The 14,520-nt window shown below is 67.4% G+C and carries 14 protein-coding genes; 5 read left to right on the top strand and 9 right to left on the bottom strand.

The genetic code is table 11. The features are described from left to right. Position 1: 1 nt before the first annotated feature. Both TU34_RS04905 and lpdA read right to left on the bottom strand, forming a co-directional pair. Positions 2-898: a DNA-3-methyladenine glycosylase family protein gene (locus tag TU34_RS04905; RefSeq protein WP_045821721.1), complete on the bottom strand. Its 897-nt coding sequence runs from the start codon at positions 896-898 to the stop codon at positions 2-4. Between the two features lie 13 nt (positions 899-911). Further along, positions 912-2,300, bottom strand: a complete 1,389-nt coding sequence (gene lpdA, locus TU34_RS04900) for a dihydrolipoyl dehydrogenase (protein ID WP_045821720.1) — start codon at positions 2,298-2,300, stop codon at positions 912-914. Positions 2,301-2,450: 150 nt separating this feature from the next. Here lpdA and TU34_RS04895 point away from each other — a divergent pair, with 150 nt between their 5' ends. Continuing rightward, positions 2,451-3,422: a cytochrome c oxidase assembly protein gene (locus TU34_RS04895; protein ID WP_045821719.1), complete on the top strand. Its 972-nt coding sequence runs from the start codon at positions 2,451-2,453 to the stop codon at positions 3,420-3,422. Further along, complete coding sequence (locus tag TU34_RS04890; protein ID WP_082079856.1) at positions 3,394-5,517, top strand: prolyl oligopeptidase family serine peptidase; 2,124 nt, start codon at positions 3,394-3,396, stop codon at positions 5,515-5,517. The genes TU34_RS04895 and TU34_RS04890 overlap by 29 nt, the downstream gene beginning before the upstream one ends. Before the next feature lie 149 nt (positions 5,518-5,666). On the opposite strand, the gene TU34_RS04885 is transcribed toward TU34_RS04890, so the two are convergent. The 6 genes from TU34_RS04885 to TU34_RS04860 all read right to left on the bottom strand — a co-directional run bounded on the left by TU34_RS04885 (position 5,667) and on the right by TU34_RS04860 (position 11,209). Beyond that, on the bottom strand, positions 5,667-7,127 hold the full coding sequence (locus tag TU34_RS04885; RefSeq protein WP_052688743.1) for an HNH endonuclease signature motif containing protein: 1,461 nt from the start codon (positions 7,125-7,127) through the stop codon (positions 5,667-5,669). 328 nt (positions 7,128-7,455) lie between these two features. Then, complete coding sequence (locus TU34_RS04880; protein ID WP_045821716.1) at positions 7,456-8,286, bottom strand: hypothetical protein; 831 nt, start codon at positions 8,284-8,286, stop codon at positions 7,456-7,458. 37 nt (positions 8,287-8,323) lie between these two features. Beyond that, entirely contained in the window at positions 8,324-9,259 is a 936-nt protein-coding gene (gene ppk2 / locus TU34_RS04875; protein WP_045821715.1) for a polyphosphate kinase 2, read from the bottom strand. A gap of 74 nt (positions 9,260-9,333) precedes the next feature. Continuing rightward, entirely contained in the window at positions 9,334-9,849 is a 516-nt protein-coding gene (locus TU34_RS04870) for a DUF6764 family protein (RefSeq protein ID WP_045821714.1), read from the bottom strand. Positions 9,850-10,035: 186 nt separating this feature from the next. Continuing rightward, entirely contained in the window at positions 10,036-10,473 is a 438-nt protein-coding gene (locus tag TU34_RS04865; protein ID WP_045821824.1) for an SRPBCC family protein, read from the bottom strand. Between the two features lie 61 nt (positions 10,474-10,534). Beyond that, positions 10,535-11,209: a DUF4166 domain-containing protein gene (locus tag TU34_RS04860; RefSeq protein WP_045821713.1), complete on the bottom strand. Its 675-nt coding sequence runs from the start codon at positions 11,207-11,209 to the stop codon at positions 10,535-10,537. A 207-nt stretch (positions 11,210-11,416) separates the two neighbouring features. Between TU34_RS04860 and TU34_RS04855 the strand changes: the two genes are divergently transcribed. The 3 genes from TU34_RS04855 to TU34_RS04845 all read left to right on the top strand — a co-directional run bounded on the left by TU34_RS04855 (position 11,417) and on the right by TU34_RS04845 (position 13,866). Beyond that, complete coding sequence (locus TU34_RS04855) at positions 11,417-12,184, top strand: acyl-[acyl-carrier-protein] thioesterase (protein WP_045821712.1); 768 nt, start codon at positions 11,417-11,419, stop codon at positions 12,182-12,184. 20 nt (positions 12,185-12,204) lie between these two features. Next, a complete protein-coding gene (locus tag TU34_RS04850) occupies positions 12,205-12,948 on the top strand; it encodes an acyl-[acyl-carrier-protein] thioesterase (protein ID WP_238981168.1) in 744 nt (247 codons plus the stop codon). 153 nt (positions 12,949-13,101) lie between these two features. Continuing rightward, positions 13,102-13,866 carry a trans-aconitate 2-methyltransferase gene (locus TU34_RS04845; protein ID WP_045821710.1) on the top strand — a complete coding sequence of 255 codons (765 nt, stop codon included), beginning with the start codon at positions 13,102-13,104 and terminating at the stop codon, positions 13,864-13,866. Positions 13,867-13,873: 7 nt separating this feature from the next. On the opposite strand, the gene TU34_RS04840 is transcribed toward TU34_RS04845, so the two are convergent. Further along, entirely contained in the window at positions 13,874-14,443 is a 570-nt protein-coding gene (locus TU34_RS04840) for an isochorismatase family protein (RefSeq protein ID WP_045821709.1), read from the bottom strand. Between the last annotated feature and the right edge of the window lie 77 nt (positions 14,444-14,520).

Here is a 14,520-nt window from a genome sequence, read left to right as displayed (position 1 = left end):
GTCAGAACGACCGGTAGTCCCGCACCGACATGCGAGGGCCGCGCCGTTCCGGGCGGGTGCCGTACAGCTCGATGAGGCGCACGACGCGATAGCGCTGTCCGGCATAGGGTTCGAGCAGTTCGAGCATCCCCTCGTCGTCGACCGGTTCTCCGATGAGGGTCTGGCCCACGGTCTTGCACACGTGGTAGTCGCCCACGGGCACCACATCGGGATCGCCCAGCGCGCGGCACCGCACCTCCGATTCGGTCCACCGACCCACGCCGCGCAGCAGCGTGAGCTTGGTGTGGTGACGTTCGACGTCCAGGGCCGTGGCGCCGCGGATGGTGCGCATGCGCACCGGTTCGATCCCGCTGCGATGCCATTCCCAGCTGGGGATGTCGGCCCAGTCCCGCTGCGGGGGTGGCACTCTCATGTCCGCCGACGGTCCGTCGGCGGGGCCGGGTGCCGGTTCACCGAAGCGCCGCACCAGGTATCGCCAGGCACGCCACGCCTCACGCCCGAGCACCTTCTGCTCGAGGATGGCCGGCACCAGCGCCTCCCACACGCGGTCGGTGCGCCCCAGCCGTACGCCCGCGTGCTCCGCCTGCCGCTGGAGGACGGCGACAACCGCGTCGCGAGCGATCAGCGCCGACGGATCATCCTCCGCACCGAGCAGCGACGGCAGGTGCTCGAGCAGCCACGCCGCCCCCGGGCCCCAGCCGTGCCCGGTCACCACACCCGAGCGTCGGGTGATGGCCATCGTGCCGGGACCGTCGGGGGTGTGGCTGGTCTTCCAGACCGAGCCGTCGGGCGCGAAGCGGAACGACGGGTCGCCACTTCCACGACGGTGCAGCGCGAGGGTGCGGCGGATGTCGAGCGGCCAGGGCGGTTCCCACTCCCTGGTCAGCTCACCGTCCACCGAGGGTGACGATCTACAGGTTGATCATGTGCCCGACGGCGCCGTGGAACGTCTCCTGCATAGCCTCCGACAGGGTGGGGTGCGTGTGCACGTTGCGCGCGAGTTCGTGCGCGGTGAGATCCCACTTCTGGGCCAGGGTCAGCTCGGGGAGCATCTCGGACACGTTGTCGCCCACCAGGTGTCCACCGATGAGCTCGTCGTGGGTGGTGTCGGTGATGAGCTTGACGAAGCCCGCGGGCTCGCCGAGTCCCTGCGCCTTGCCGTTGGCGGTGAACGGGAAGGTGGTGACCTTCACGTCGTAGCCCTCGTCCTTGGCCTGCTCCTCGGTGAGACCGAACGAGGCGACCTGCGGCTGACAGAACGTCGCGCGCGGCATCATCCGGTAATCGCCCAGCGGCATCGTCTCGGCGCCGGAGATGGTCTCGGCGGCGACCACGCCCTGCGCCTCGGCGACGTGCGCGAGCATCAGCTTGGCGGTGACGTCACCGATCGCGTAGATGCCGTCGACATTGGTGCGCATGTACTCGTCGATCGCGATGGCACCGCGCTCGGTCAGCTCGACACCGGTCTTGTCGAGGCCGAAGCCCTCGACCCGCGGCGCGAACCCGACCGACATCATCACCTTGTCGACCGTGAGGTCGCTGTCGTTGCCCTTGGCGTCGGTGTAGCTGACGACGACCTTCGACCCCTGATCGTCGACCTTGTTCACCTTGGTCGAGGTCAGGATCTTCACGCCGAGCTTCTTGTACTGCTTGGCCAGCTCCTTCGAGGAGTCCTTGTCCTCGTTGGGCAGCACGCGGTCGAGGAACTCGATGATGGTCACGTCGACGCCGTAGTTGGCCAGCACGTAGCCGAACTCCATGCCGATGGCGCCGGCACCGACGATCGCGATCGACTCCGGGAGCTCGCGGGTGAGGATCTGCGACTCGTAGGTCACGACGTTGTCGGACAGTTCCACACCGGGCAGCAGCTTGACGTAGGAGCCGGTGTCGATGATGACGTTGTCGAACGTGACCTCGCGATCGTCGCCCACCGTGATCGCCTTCGGGCCGGTGAACACCCCGTAGCCGTCGATCTCGGTGATCTTGTTCTTCTTCATCAGGAAGTGGACGCCCTTGACGATCCCCTCGGAGACCTTGCGGCTGCGGTCGTAGGCCGCGCCGAAATCGAAGGTCACCTCACCGGAGATGCCGAAGGTCTTCGCCTGTGAATGGAAGATGTGGGCGAGCTCGGCGTTGCGCAGCAACGCCTTCGACGGGATGCACCCGACGTTGAGGCACACACCGCCCCAGTACTTCTCTTCGATGACGGCGACTTTCTGCCCGAGCTGGGCGCACCGGATCGCGGCGACGTACCCTCCCGGACCTGCGCCGAGGACAACTGTGTCAAAGTGTTCAGCCACGGGCGCCAGCCTACGTTGCCTGCATCGGCCCACGCAGGCCGACCGGCACAAGTTCGCGCACGGCGCAAGGGCCCGGTCGAGGAGCCGACATTCTCCGCGCTTCGGTCGCCGAGGTTGTGGGCCGGCCGCGCCCGGGAACATACTCCGACGATGTCTGTCGTCCACCGTCCGCTGACCGTCGAATCCGCCCTGACCACAGGTCATCTCGATGTCGTCACGCTCGGTGTCTGCCTTGTCGTGCTTGCCGCGTACTGGTGGGCGTGGCGGCGGTCGACGGTGTCGGCGGGTCGGGGCGCGGTGTTCACCGTGATGGGTGTCGGCGTGTGGGTGGTCTCGACGGCGAGTTTCGTCGGGGCGTACGCCGATGTGCTGTTCTGGGTGCGCGCGCTGCAGGTGGTGATCCTGCTGCTGATCGTGCCGTTCGGGCTGGCCGCGGGGATGCCGCTCACGGTCGCGCGCGATGCTCTGGGGCCGCGCGGCAGGCGGCGGTTCGACGCGGCGATGGCATCGAGGGGCGCGCGGGTGCTGACCTATCCGGCGGTCACCTCGGCCGCGGTGCTGATCACGCCGTGGCTGTTCTACCTCACCGGCTGGTACTCCGCGGTGCTGCGCGGTACGGCCCTCGACATCGTCACCCGCCTGCTGTTCGTGGTGATCGGCTTCGGATACTTCTGGTCGCGGTTGCAGGTCGACCCGGTGCCGCGCCGGTTCCCCCAGGCCCTGTCGCTGCTGATCACGCTGGTCGAGACGATCGGCGACGGCCTGCTCGGGGTCGTCATCTGGCAGGGAGGCGACATCGCGCACGGCTGGTACGCCGCCCTCGACCGCACATGGGGTCCGTCGCTGCGCACCGATCAGATCATCGGAGCGGGCATCCTGTGGGTCCTCGGCGACGTGGTGGGCCTGCCGTTCCTGCTGACCCTGATGAGTCGGTTCCGCACCGAGCAGACCCGCCGAGCCCTGGAGATCGACGCCGAGATCGACGCGCAGATCGATGCGGGGCGTCCTCCGTCGGCGACGTCGGTGCCCGCGGGTGACGACGCCGGTGATCGCGCCGATGCCGACGCACCGCCCGCCCTGTGGTGGGAGACCGATGCCACGCTGCGCGATCGGTTCCGCTGATCGGGCGCCTGACACAATCGGGTGGGTGACCGACACGGCGAGCAACCCCGACGATCCGTACCTCTGGCTCGAGGAGGTCACCGGCGAACAGTCGCTGGCGTGGGTGCGCGAACACAACCAGCCCACGCTCGACGAACTCACCGGTGGCGAGCGTTTCGCCGAGCTCCAGGCCTCGGCGCTGGAGATCCTCGACACCGACGACCGCATCCCCTACGTGCGCAGGCGCGGTGAGCACCTCTACAACTACTGGCGCGACGCCACCAACACCCGTGGGCTGTGGCGTCGCACCACGCTCGAGTCGTATCGCACCGACCGCCCCGACTGGGACGTGCTGATCGATCTCGACGCCGTCGCCGCGGCCGAGGACGAGAACTGGGTGTGGCAGGGCGCGGCCGTCCTGCGACCCGATCACGAGCGCGCGTTGGTGTCGTTGTCGCGCGGCGGCGCCGATGCCGCCGTCGTCCGCGAGTTCGACCTCGTGTCACGCACCTGGGTCGATCCCGATGGGCCCGAGCGCGGGTTCGCGCTGCCCGAGGAGAAGTCCGACGTCGGGTGGATCGACCGCGACACCATCTTCGTGGGAACCGATTTCGGCCCCGACGCCGACGGCGTGTCGTCGCTGACCGAGTCGGGGTACCCCCGTATCGCCAAGCGCTGGACCCGCGGGACACCGCTGGCCGAGGCGCAGACGGTGTTCGCCGGGGAACGCTCGGATGTCGCGGTGCAGATCAGCCACGACGCGACACCCGGCTGGGAGCGCGACTTCCTGGTGCGGGCCGTCGACTTCTTCCATCAGGTCACCTATGAGGTGCGCGACGGCGAGCTGATCGAGATCGCCGTGCCCGACGACGCCCACACCGTGATCCGGCACGACTGGCTGTTCGTGCTGACCCGTTCGGACTGGACGACGGGCGAGACCACCCATCCGGCAGGCACTCTCGTGGTCTTCGACTACCCGCGGTTCCTCGCCGGCGAGGAGTCGTCGGGGCGGGTGTTGTTCGCCCCCGACGCGCACACCAGCCTCCAGGATGTGCGGGCGACCGCGTCGCACCTGGTGCTCGTGACGCTGCACGACGTGCAGACCGAGGTCCATCTGTTGACGCTCGGCGACTGGGCGCGCGCCGACCTCGCGGGGTTGCCGGCGCTGGCGACGATCTCCGTCCTCGACACCGATCCCGACGTCGGTGACGAGATCTTCCTGTCGGCGAGCAGCTTCACCACTCCGCCGACCCTGCTGCACGGCACCACCGTCGACGGTGTGGCTCCGCTCAAGCAGAGTCCGGCCCATTTCGACGCCGACGGCATCTCCGCGACGCAGCATTTCGCGACTTCCGACGACGGCACGTCGGTGCCGTACTTCGTGGTGAAGCGCGACGACGTCACCGACGGGCCGACGCTGCTCTACGGCTACGGCGGATTCGAGAACTCGATGACGCCGGGCTATGCGGCGATCTCCGCGCGGAGCTGGATCACGCGGGGCGGGATCTACGTCATCGCGAACATCCGCGGCGGCGGCGAGTACGGCCCGTCGTGGCACACCCAGGCACTCAAGGCCGGCCGTCACCTGGTGTTCGAGGACTTCTCGTCGGTGGCGAAGGACCTCGTCACACGCGGGCTCACCTCACCGGATCGCTTGGCCGCACAGGGCGGGTCGAACGGCGGACTGCTGATGGGTGTGATGGTGACGAGATACCCGGAGTTGTTCGGCGCCATCGTGTGTCAGGTACCGCTGCTCGACATGAAGCGCTACCACCTGCTGCTCGCGGGCGCGTCGTGGGTGGCCGAGTACGGCAACCCCGACGACCCCGCGGAGTGGGAGTTCCTGTCGACCTACTCGCCGTACCAGCGGATCGTCGCCGGTGCGCGGTATCCCGACCTGCTGATGACGACCTCCACCCGCGACGATCGTGTGCACCCGGGTCACGCCCGCAAGTTCACCGCGCGCATGGAGGAACTGGGCCATCGCGTGAGGTACTACGAGAACATCGAGGGCGGCCACGGCGGCGCGGCCGACAACAAACAGTCGGCCTTCAAGTCGGCTCTGGCCTACGAGTTCCTCCGGCAGACGGTCGGTTCCCGCAGCACGCAGGGCTGAGTGTGTGGAAAGCCAAGTCGAGTGGTACGGCTGAGTGTGTGGAAAGTCGAGTCGAGTGTGCTGACAGCGCTCAGTGACCGGCGAGAAGAACAACGCACACTCGACGAAGGCTTTCCGCACAGTCAGCGGCAGTTGAACGCGACCACCCACTAAGCAGCCGGGTACATCAGAACCCCGGGCCAGGTGATGTCGAAGCACCGTTTCGGCGCCGGGACATCATCAGGCAGGTTCCGGTATCGCTCGAAAAGTTCGTCGATCCGGTGCAATTGATTGGCGCGAAGCGTCTCCGGTGGGTCGGTGTTACGACGCCAGCCATAGCGGCCGCGGTCGGGGCCGTCGGTGATCTTCTCCGTCGCCCACTGGTGGGGTTCAGCACCGACGGCCCGGTTGTGGCGTCCGCACGCGGGAGCCATGTGTGGCGAGTCGGTGTGTCCGCCGTCGGCCCAATCGGTCTCCGCGTGGTGCATTTCGGTGTGCGCGAACGGTGTCGTGCAGTCGTCCTTGCTGCAGCCCTTGTACTGGGCGAAGGCCATCAACCGCTGCGCCTGCGACGCGAGACGCCGACCGCGGCCGAAGAACAACGGTTCGCCTGTGACATCGTCGAACACGGCGAGGTGGGGCTGTGCGTCGGTGGCCAGTTTGATCACGTCGCTGATCGGGAGGTCACTGCCGGTCGCGGTGCGTGCGACACCAGCATGCTCACGGAGTTGTGCGTCGGTGATGGACACGATGATCTGTGGCGGCAACCCCCGGTGCGACCCACCGAGGAGGCCGCCGTTGACCGCGGCATCGAGTAAAGCTTTGAATGCGTCGTGGTTCCGCTGACTCTGCGAGCGGCAGTCGCGGTCGGCTGCTTCCTTCAGCAGCTCGGGGTTCGCGTCCTCATGGTCACCTTCGGGTGACTGGTCGTCGTCGGGGTTGTTCATGCCGGGCGCAGCCCACTTCGCCAACACCACATCAAACAGAGCACGCGTGATCGGATCGAGCGTCGCTGTCAGCTTCGACATCAACTGCGAGTCCTGGCACCCGAGGTTCAGTTTCCGATTCCTGGCGCGATCACGGTCGTCGGTCAGTTGCCCGTCGGGGTCGAGATGCGCCAGGATCCGCACACCGGCGGCGCCGATCTCTTTCGGCGTCAACGTCGTCGCGAACTCGGCGAGAGTCTGTTCGGCGAACGCCCGCTGTTCGGCACCGACCGCTGACGGGATCTTCTTCAACACGTCGAGGATTGCGTGGACATGGTCGGCTCCGATGGTTCCGGCCGCCAACTCGCGGGCGCTGTTCGGGCATACCGGTGGCAGTTTCTCGCCGGTCATCGCGCGCATGGGTTCGAGCGATCGGACCATGTCGAGGCGCTTTTTGGGGTGGGTGATGCGCAGCTTGGTCTGGAGGAACTCGGTGACGGTCACGCATCCCACGGTCCGGTGGGCGTCGCGATCGGAGACCTCGAGGATGCGCTGATTGCCGATGGATTCCATTCGGCGGATGGCGTGTTCGTGGCGGATCGCCAATTCGGCGACGGTCTCCTCGTCGCACGCTGTGGAGTCGGATGCAGCGATCTTGTCCAAGATCTGCTCCAGGGCAGCGTAATCCGCTACGAGTTCGTTCACGGTGACGCTCCTCCCCAGGTGTGATTGTACGTCTATTCTAGCACGCGTGTTCGAGGGATGGGAGGTTGATTATCGTGAATGTTGTTGCACGTGATCGCATTTCGGGTGCGGGGTTGCGTTCTACTGCCGCTGACGGTGCGGAAGCCGGACGCCGAGTGTGCGTTGTCTCGTTCTCGGCGTGCGGTGAGCTGTCAGCACACTCGACGACCGTTTCCACACAGTCAGTACCGCCAGGACAGTCGACGACCGTTTCCACACAGTCAGCAACTTTGGCTTGCGTCGCACAGTCAGCACAATCGACACGGTCGGCGTAACCGGCTGGACCTGGTCAGCGGCGGGAGCGCTCGAGGGTGAGGGAGACCAGGATGCCGACGGCGATCGCGGCGACGCCGACGCCACCGACGATCAGGGAGGTGTGGTGCAGGTCGTCGATGGAGGAGTCGATGACGATGCGCGCTATCTGTTTGGCCGAACTCTGGGCGCCGGCGACCTCGTCGTCCGCGCGACCCCGGGCGAACACGCCGAGCACCCAGCTGACCGCACCGGCGATCACCGCACCCACACCGAGCGCAGCGAGGGTGAACCCGCGCCGACGGGCCAGGATCAGCGCGAGCAGCGCGAACACCGCCGCGATGCCCGCGGCGACGAAGGCGATGCGCGTGACCTGGTCCCCCGCTGTCGCGTACCGACCGGCCTCGAGGCCGCTGCGGCGCGACTCGCTCAGCGGGATCTCGACGGGCTGGGTGACGCGTACACCGCTGATGCCGAAGTCCCGGATCGCGCGGTTCACCATCTCGGTGAGATCGAGGGTGAGGACGCCGTTGCGTTCGGCATCGGTGGTGGGCTCGGTGAACAGCCAATCATGCTGCTGGCCCAGCACATCAGCGAAGTCGGCGACGAACTGATCACTACGTGTGTAGGCCCCGGTCGCGGGGCGCACCAGCGTGGCGCTGAGCGTCCCACCGGTCTGATCGGAGATCTGCGCGGCGATCTCGTCGGCCATCAGATCCTGGATCTGCCGATCGTGCGCCATCGGCGACACGAACGACGTGAACCCCTCCCGGTCGACCACGCGATAGTGCACCCACAACGACGGCAACGCCCCCACCATCGCGCTGATCGCGATCAGGGTCGCCAGTCCCGCACCAAAAGTCCGCACGCGCCCCACGCTACCGATCCCGCCCCAGCGGGTGCCGCTACTCCCCCAGCAGGTCGCGCGCGCGTCCCACGATCAGCGGGTCGGGGGTGCCGACGACCTCGGCATCCTTCCCGGAGTAGTCGAAGAGGTTCAGCACGTGGCGCATGGCGTTCACGCGGGCGCGCTTCTTGTCGTTGCTCTTCACCACGGTCCACGGCGCGTGATCGGTGTCGGTGTGGGAGAACATCTCCTCCTTGGCCGCGGTGTAGTCGTCCCACTTGTCGAGCGAGGCGAGATCCATCGGCGACAGCTTCCACTGCCGCACCGGGTCGACCTGCCGGATCGCGAACCGGGTGCGCTGCTCGAGCGCGGTCACCGAGAACCAGAACTTCACGAGGTGGACGCCGTCGTCGATGAGCATCTTCTCGAACAGCGGGACCTGTCGGACGAACCGAGCGTGCTGGGCGTCGGTCGCGAAACCCATCACCCGCTCGACGCCGGTGCGGTTGTACCAGGAGCGGTCGAACAGCACGATCTCGCCGGCGGCCGGCAGGTGCGACACGTAGCGCTGGAAGTACCACTGCGTCGACTCGCGCTCGGACGGCTTCTCCAACGCGACCACCCGGGCGCCGCGCGGGTTCAGGTGCTCCATGAAGCGCTTGATGGTGCCGCCCTTACCCGCGGCGTCGCGGCCCTCGAACAGGATGACCACCCGGGCGCCGGTGTCCTTCGCCCAGTTCTGCAGCTTGAGCAGCTCGATCTGCAGCAGCCGCTTCTCGAGTTCGTAGTCGCCGCGCGTCATCCGCTCGTCGTACGGGTACCCCTCCCGCCAGGTGTCGACGACGGAGTGGTCGCTACGCAGGATCAGGCGGGGATCGTCGTCGTCGGAGTCGTCGACGGTGAAACCCGACGTGTCCGCGAGGTCGACCACATGGGCCAGCTCCTCACGTCCGATGGACGTGCTCAGGTCGACGGCGTCGCGCAGTTCGGTCACCCGCCGAGATTAGAACGGCGGTCGGACCGCAACGTGACATGAAGGTGAACGGCGGGCGTCGCCGCGAGGCTGTGTCAGCGCACGTTGGTGAAGTACGTGCGACCCGTCCCGAAGCAGAAGGTGCCGGTGGTGCTGTCGTAGGCCGCCGCCGCGCCGCCGCTGCATCGGACGCCACCCTCGCCGGAGTACGCCGCGCCACCGATTCCGGCCACGGAGACCGACGTGCCGCCGGTACGGGCCTGGGCGACCGAGAGACCGCCGGGTCCGACGCTGAACGAGTAACTCGTGCCGCCGCTGCGCGCACCGGCCAGAGCAGTCGAACCGGGCGCCGTGTTGAGCGCGTTCGCGCGACCGTAGGTGAGCGACGAGGCCACCGCGGTGCCCGCACCGGAGCGATCCTCGGCGTGCGCCGTCGCCACGCCCTGGGCGCGTGCACCACAACTACCGGCGCCGACAACACGATTCACCTGACCGTTGTTGGCCGCGTCGCACACCAGCGGCGCCGCCGAGGCGCCCCCGGTGCCGACGAGCGACATCGTGCCCACGGCGCACGCGCCGACGAATCCTGCTGCAACCGTGCGCACTGCCATCCGTGAACCAACCCGAAACATGCTGAACCTCAACTGATCTTCTCGAAACTCGCGATCCCGGCGGCCACCGACTCGCACGCGCCAACCGTACTCGCCGACACGCCGTGCGCACCGGCAGCGCCGTGCATCGATCAGGTCACGAACTCCGCGCGAGACCGCCCGTCAGGAACTGCAACGCTTCGCCCGTCAGGAACTGCGACGCTTCGCCTCGGCGGTGAGACCCTTCTTCGCCGTCTCGACGGCCTTCTTCTGGGCCTGCTTCACGATGAGACCGGGCATCTTGATCTTGAGATCCGCCTCGAGTTCGAACGCCACATGCGACCCACCGTCTTTCTCGGTGACCGTGTAGGTGCCCTTCTGCGAGGACAATTGGTCGCTCTCGACCAGTTCCCACGTGCAGCTGTTCTCGGTCCAGGTGTAGTCGAGGACCTCGTTGTCGGTGATGCCGGCCATCGTGACCGCGACCTTCACCCGCTTGGGGCTGCCGTCGGAGTGCTCCTCGAGGATCTCGGCGCTCTTGTGCGGGCCCGACCACTCGGGCAGCGCCTCCACATCGAGCAGGATCTCCATGATCACCGACGGTGCGACGTCGACATCGAATTCGGTGTTACCGCTGACTGCCATGGCAGCGAAGGTACCCGACCGGACCACGACCGCGTGGCCGATCACCACCGTCGGCCATCGCCTATTCCGTCTCCTCGAGGCGCAGCGGCCAGGCCTCGTCGGGAATGTCGTGAATCGTGCACGGGCGATCACTCGCGGTGAACCATCCACGGAAGTGCATGATCTCGCCGAGGGTCACGTTGCGGACCGTCGCGTCGAGCCGGAATCGCTGCTCGTCGTCGTCCCACTCCTCGACGTACCGCATCGACGTCGCGAACAGCCCGCGCATGCCCATCCGCAGTCCGCGGCTGAGCATCCGCATCGGCTCGCTCTCCAGAATCAGCGACCCACCCGGACCGACGCGGGGGTTCAGCGGGATCAACAGATCGGGCCCGTCGCCGAAGTAGTCGACCAGGCCCGAGGACCCGTTCACGAGAAGCGAGTGCAACCGCTGCTCGCCGTTGGAGTACGCGAACCGTCGGATGACGGCGAGCGATTCGCGACCGCGCTCGTCGACGTAGCAGTAGTTGTCCATGAAGAACGGCACGAGGCGGCTCGTGGTCGTCGGCATCACGTTGCGTTTACGGAAGAAGCGCAGCACCGGGGGCGTCAGCTTGGACGTGCAGAACACCGACTCGACGATCCCGCTCGTCACCTGCGCGACGCCCGACGTCGAATCGACGCCGTACCGCCACTGGATGTTCGGGTGCAGCTTGGTGAACTCCGAGCCCAGTGCGGCGCGATAGACCGGCGTCATCCGCGCACCGCCGCACCCAACCCAGACATGACTGGTGAATCTACTCCCGCGCCACCCCAGCCGTCACAGGAACACCATCGTGCTGGTCGCGACGACCACCAGCACCGACGGCGTGATCTGCGGGGCGTTCCCGCCGTCGCGGCGACCGCCCGCGCGGTACGTTCGCACCCGAGGTCCACACGTCTTCCGATCCGGGGGTATCCGCCCATGTCGTCGCCCAGCGCTGCGCTGTCCGCCCTGACCCTCGACCCCCTCCCGTCGGAGGGATACGTGTTCACCACGCAGTGGCCGGTGCGCACCAGCGACATGAACGAGAACGAGATCCTGGGCTACGACTCGGCCGCCCGCTACCTACAGGAGGCCGGCGCCCTGCACCTCGCCGACGGCAACGCGCTCGGCGACCACGAGTTCTGGATCGCCCGACGCACCGTGATCGACATGATCGAACCGATCAGCTGGCCGAACACGGTGACCGTGTCGCGCTGGTGTTCGGGGTTGTCGTCACGGTGGTGCGACATGCGGGTGCAGATCGTCGGCGACCACGGAGGGCGGGTCGAGACCGTCGGGTTCTGGCTGAACATCAACATCGAGACCGAGGGCATCGGCCGGATGAGCGACTACGTGATCTCACGCCTGTCGACGACCACCGACAACACCCGCCTACGCTGGAAACCCATGCTGACCGAACCACTCCCCACCGAGTCGACACGCACCTTCCAGATCCGCCGCAGCGACACCGACCGTTTCGGGCACGTCACGAACGCGATCTACTGGCAGGCCGTGGCGGAGGTCGCCCCCGAGGTCGCCGAACTCGTCACCGCACCCCACCGCCTCGTGGTCGAGTTCAACAAGCCGATCATGTACGGCCAGGAGGTCCATTTGACGACCGCGCCCATCGACGACGGACTGCTCCTGTGGTTGTCGGTCGACGGTGAATCCCGTTCGCACGCGTCGATCACCGCGCTGGCCGCCTGATGTCGACGACCGAGCCGCTCGTGGCAACCCCACTGACCGATCGCCCCACCGAGGGGTACGTCTTCAATACCGGGTGGCCGCTGTCGAGCGCCGACATCGACCAGTTCGAGGGACTCAGCGTCGACGGCATCGCCCGATACCTGCAGGAGGCCGGGGCGCAGCACCTCGTCGACGCCGGCGCCTTCGAGACCCACAAGTTCTGGATCGTGCGCCGCACCGTCATCGACGTGATCCGCCCGATCACCTGGCCCGACGAGGTCCACCTGTCGCGCTGGTGCTCGGGCATCTCGCCGCGCTGGTGCAACATGCGCGTGCGCGTCACGAGCGACAACGGCGGCCTCATCGAGACCGAGGGCTTCTGGATCAACATGAACATGGAGACCCAGTCGCCGGGCCGCCTCGAGGACACGTTCTTCGACATGCTGGCCACCACCACCGACAACCACCGTCTGCGCTGGAAGGCGTGGCTGAACACCCCGCTGGCGAACGAGTCCGATCAGCGGTTCGTGCTGCGCCACGCCGACACCGATCGGCTCGACCACGTGAACAACTCGGTGTACCTCCAGGCGCTGCGCGAGGTGTTCCCCGATCACCCCGACCTGCTGAGCAACCCCTACCGCCTGGTGATCGAGTACAACAAGCCGATCACCTTCGGCGAGGACGTGCGCATCACGACCGCACCCACCGCCGGCGGGATCCTCATCTGGCTCTCGGTCGGCGGCGACTCCCGCGCCCACGCGTCGATCACCGCGCTCCCTCACTGATCAACGGCGCTCGTCCCGCGACAGGTGAGATCCCAGAGCGGCGTCGACGCCCCGGACGTCACCGACCCGACCGGGAGACCCTTGCCCAGCCAAACAGTATGGGCGTACTGTTTGACTCACAGTACGAGCGTACTGTTTTGACGGGAGGCTGACATGTGGAACCCGGAGCACTACCTCGCTTTCGCCGATCACCGGGGACGTCCCTACGGAGAACTCCTGGCGCGCATCGACGCCGAGCGACCGCGTCGCATCGTCGATCTCGGTTGTGGCCCCGGCAATCTCACCGCGGGACTCGCGGCGCGGTGGCCGGATGCCGTCATCGAGGCGACCGACAACTCACCGGAGATGGTGGCCGCCGCACGCGAGCGCGGCATCGACGCGCATCTGCAGGATGTCCGTGACTGGCGGCCCGCACCCGACACCGACGTCATCATCTCCAACGCGACCCTGCAGTGGGTTCCCGAACACCGCGATCTGCTTCGCAGCTGGGCCCGAGCGCTGCACCCCGGGGCGCAGCTGGCCTTTCAGGTCCCGGGCAACTTCGAGTTCCCGTCCCATCGCATCATCCGGTCCGTCGCGACCTCACCGCGCTGGCGGGATGCGCTGTCGCAGATCGACTTCCGCGGCGGCGACACCGTCGACGACCCGACCGGCTACGCATCGCTGCTCACCGACGCCGGCTGCGTCGTCGACGCCTGGGAGACCACCTACGCCCAACAGCTCACCGGTGACAACCCGGTGCTCGACTGGGTCACCGGCACCGCATTGACGCCGGTCCGGTCGGCCCTCGACGACGACGCCTGGGAGGCGTTCCGCGCCGACCTGGCCCCGCAGCTGTCGACGGCGTACCCACGCCGCGCCGACGGCAGCACGTTCTTCCCGTTCCGACGGATCTTCGTGGTCGCGACGGTGCGGTGAACGCGCCTCAGACCACGGTCACGCCGAAATCGGCCATCTCGTCGATCGCCGCCGCGGACGTCTCCGGCGAGATCCCCGCGATCAGATCGGTCAGCAGGCGGACACGGAACCCGGCCGCAACGGCGTCGAGGGCCGAGGCGCGCACGCAGTAGTCCGTGGCGATACCCGCCACGTCGACATCGGTGACGCCCCACGCCCGCAACACGTTCACCAGTGCGGAGCCGTCGTCGGTGGATCCCTCGAACATCGAGTACGCCGGGATCCCCTGGCCCTTGCGGACGTGGATGTCGACGGCGTCGGCGACGAAATCCGGGTGGTACTGAGCACCCTCGGTCCCCGCCACGCAGTGCACCGGCCATGTGTTCTCGAAGTCGGGGGCCTCCGCGGTCGCGAAGTGGCCACCGTTGTCGTTGTCGGAGTCGTGCCAGTCGCGTGAAGCGACCACGAAGTCGTAATCGGCCTCACCTGCGAGGTACTCGGTGACCCGGCGAGCGACCGCGGCTCCGCCCGTCACACCGAGCGCGCCGCCCTCGGTGAAATCGTTCTGGACGTCGGCTATCAGCAACGCGGTGACCATCACCCGATCCTACGGACGGCGGTGTCGCGGGGCCGCCCTCCGCACGCTACGGGCGACGGTGTCGCTCTGCCGCCCTC

Source organism: Williamsia herbipolensis (genome assembly GCF_000964005.1).
Lineage (GTDB): Bacteria > Actinomycetota > Actinomycetes > Mycobacteriales > Mycobacteriaceae > Williamsia_A > Williamsia_A herbipolensis.
The sequence above is the reverse complement of the archived record's forward strand: the minus strand, read 5'-3'. Positions and strand labels throughout refer to the sequence as shown.

Coding starts and splice junctions, on each gene's coding strand:
- TU34_RS04895 (WP_045821719.1), top strand. CDS start 2,451: ATGTCTGTCGTCCACCGTCCGCTGACCGTCGAATCCGCCCTGACCACA.
- TU34_RS04890 (WP_082079856.1), top strand. CDS start 3,394: ATGCCACGCTGCGCGATCGGTTCCGCTGATCGGGCGCCTGACACAATC.
- TU34_RS04870 (WP_045821714.1), bottom strand. CDS start 9,849: ATGGCAGTGCGCACGGTTGCAGCAGGATTCGTCGGCGCGTGCGCCGTG.
- TU34_RS04865 (WP_045821824.1), bottom strand. CDS start 10,473: ATGGCAGTCAGCGGTAACACCGAATTCGATGTCGACGTCGCACCGTCG.
- TU34_RS04860 (WP_045821713.1), bottom strand. CDS start 11,209: ATGACGCCGGTCTATCGCGCCGCACTGGGCTCGGAGTTCACCAAGCTG.
- TU34_RS04855 (WP_045821712.1), top strand. CDS start 11,417: ATGTCGTCGCCCAGCGCTGCGCTGTCCGCCCTGACCCTCGACCCCCTC.
- TU34_RS04845 (WP_045821710.1), top strand. CDS start 13,102: ATGTGGAACCCGGAGCACTACCTCGCTTTCGCCGATCACCGGGGACGT.
- TU34_RS04840 (WP_045821709.1), bottom strand. CDS start 14,443: ATGGTCACCGCGTTGCTGATAGCCGACGTCCAGAACGATTTCACCGAG.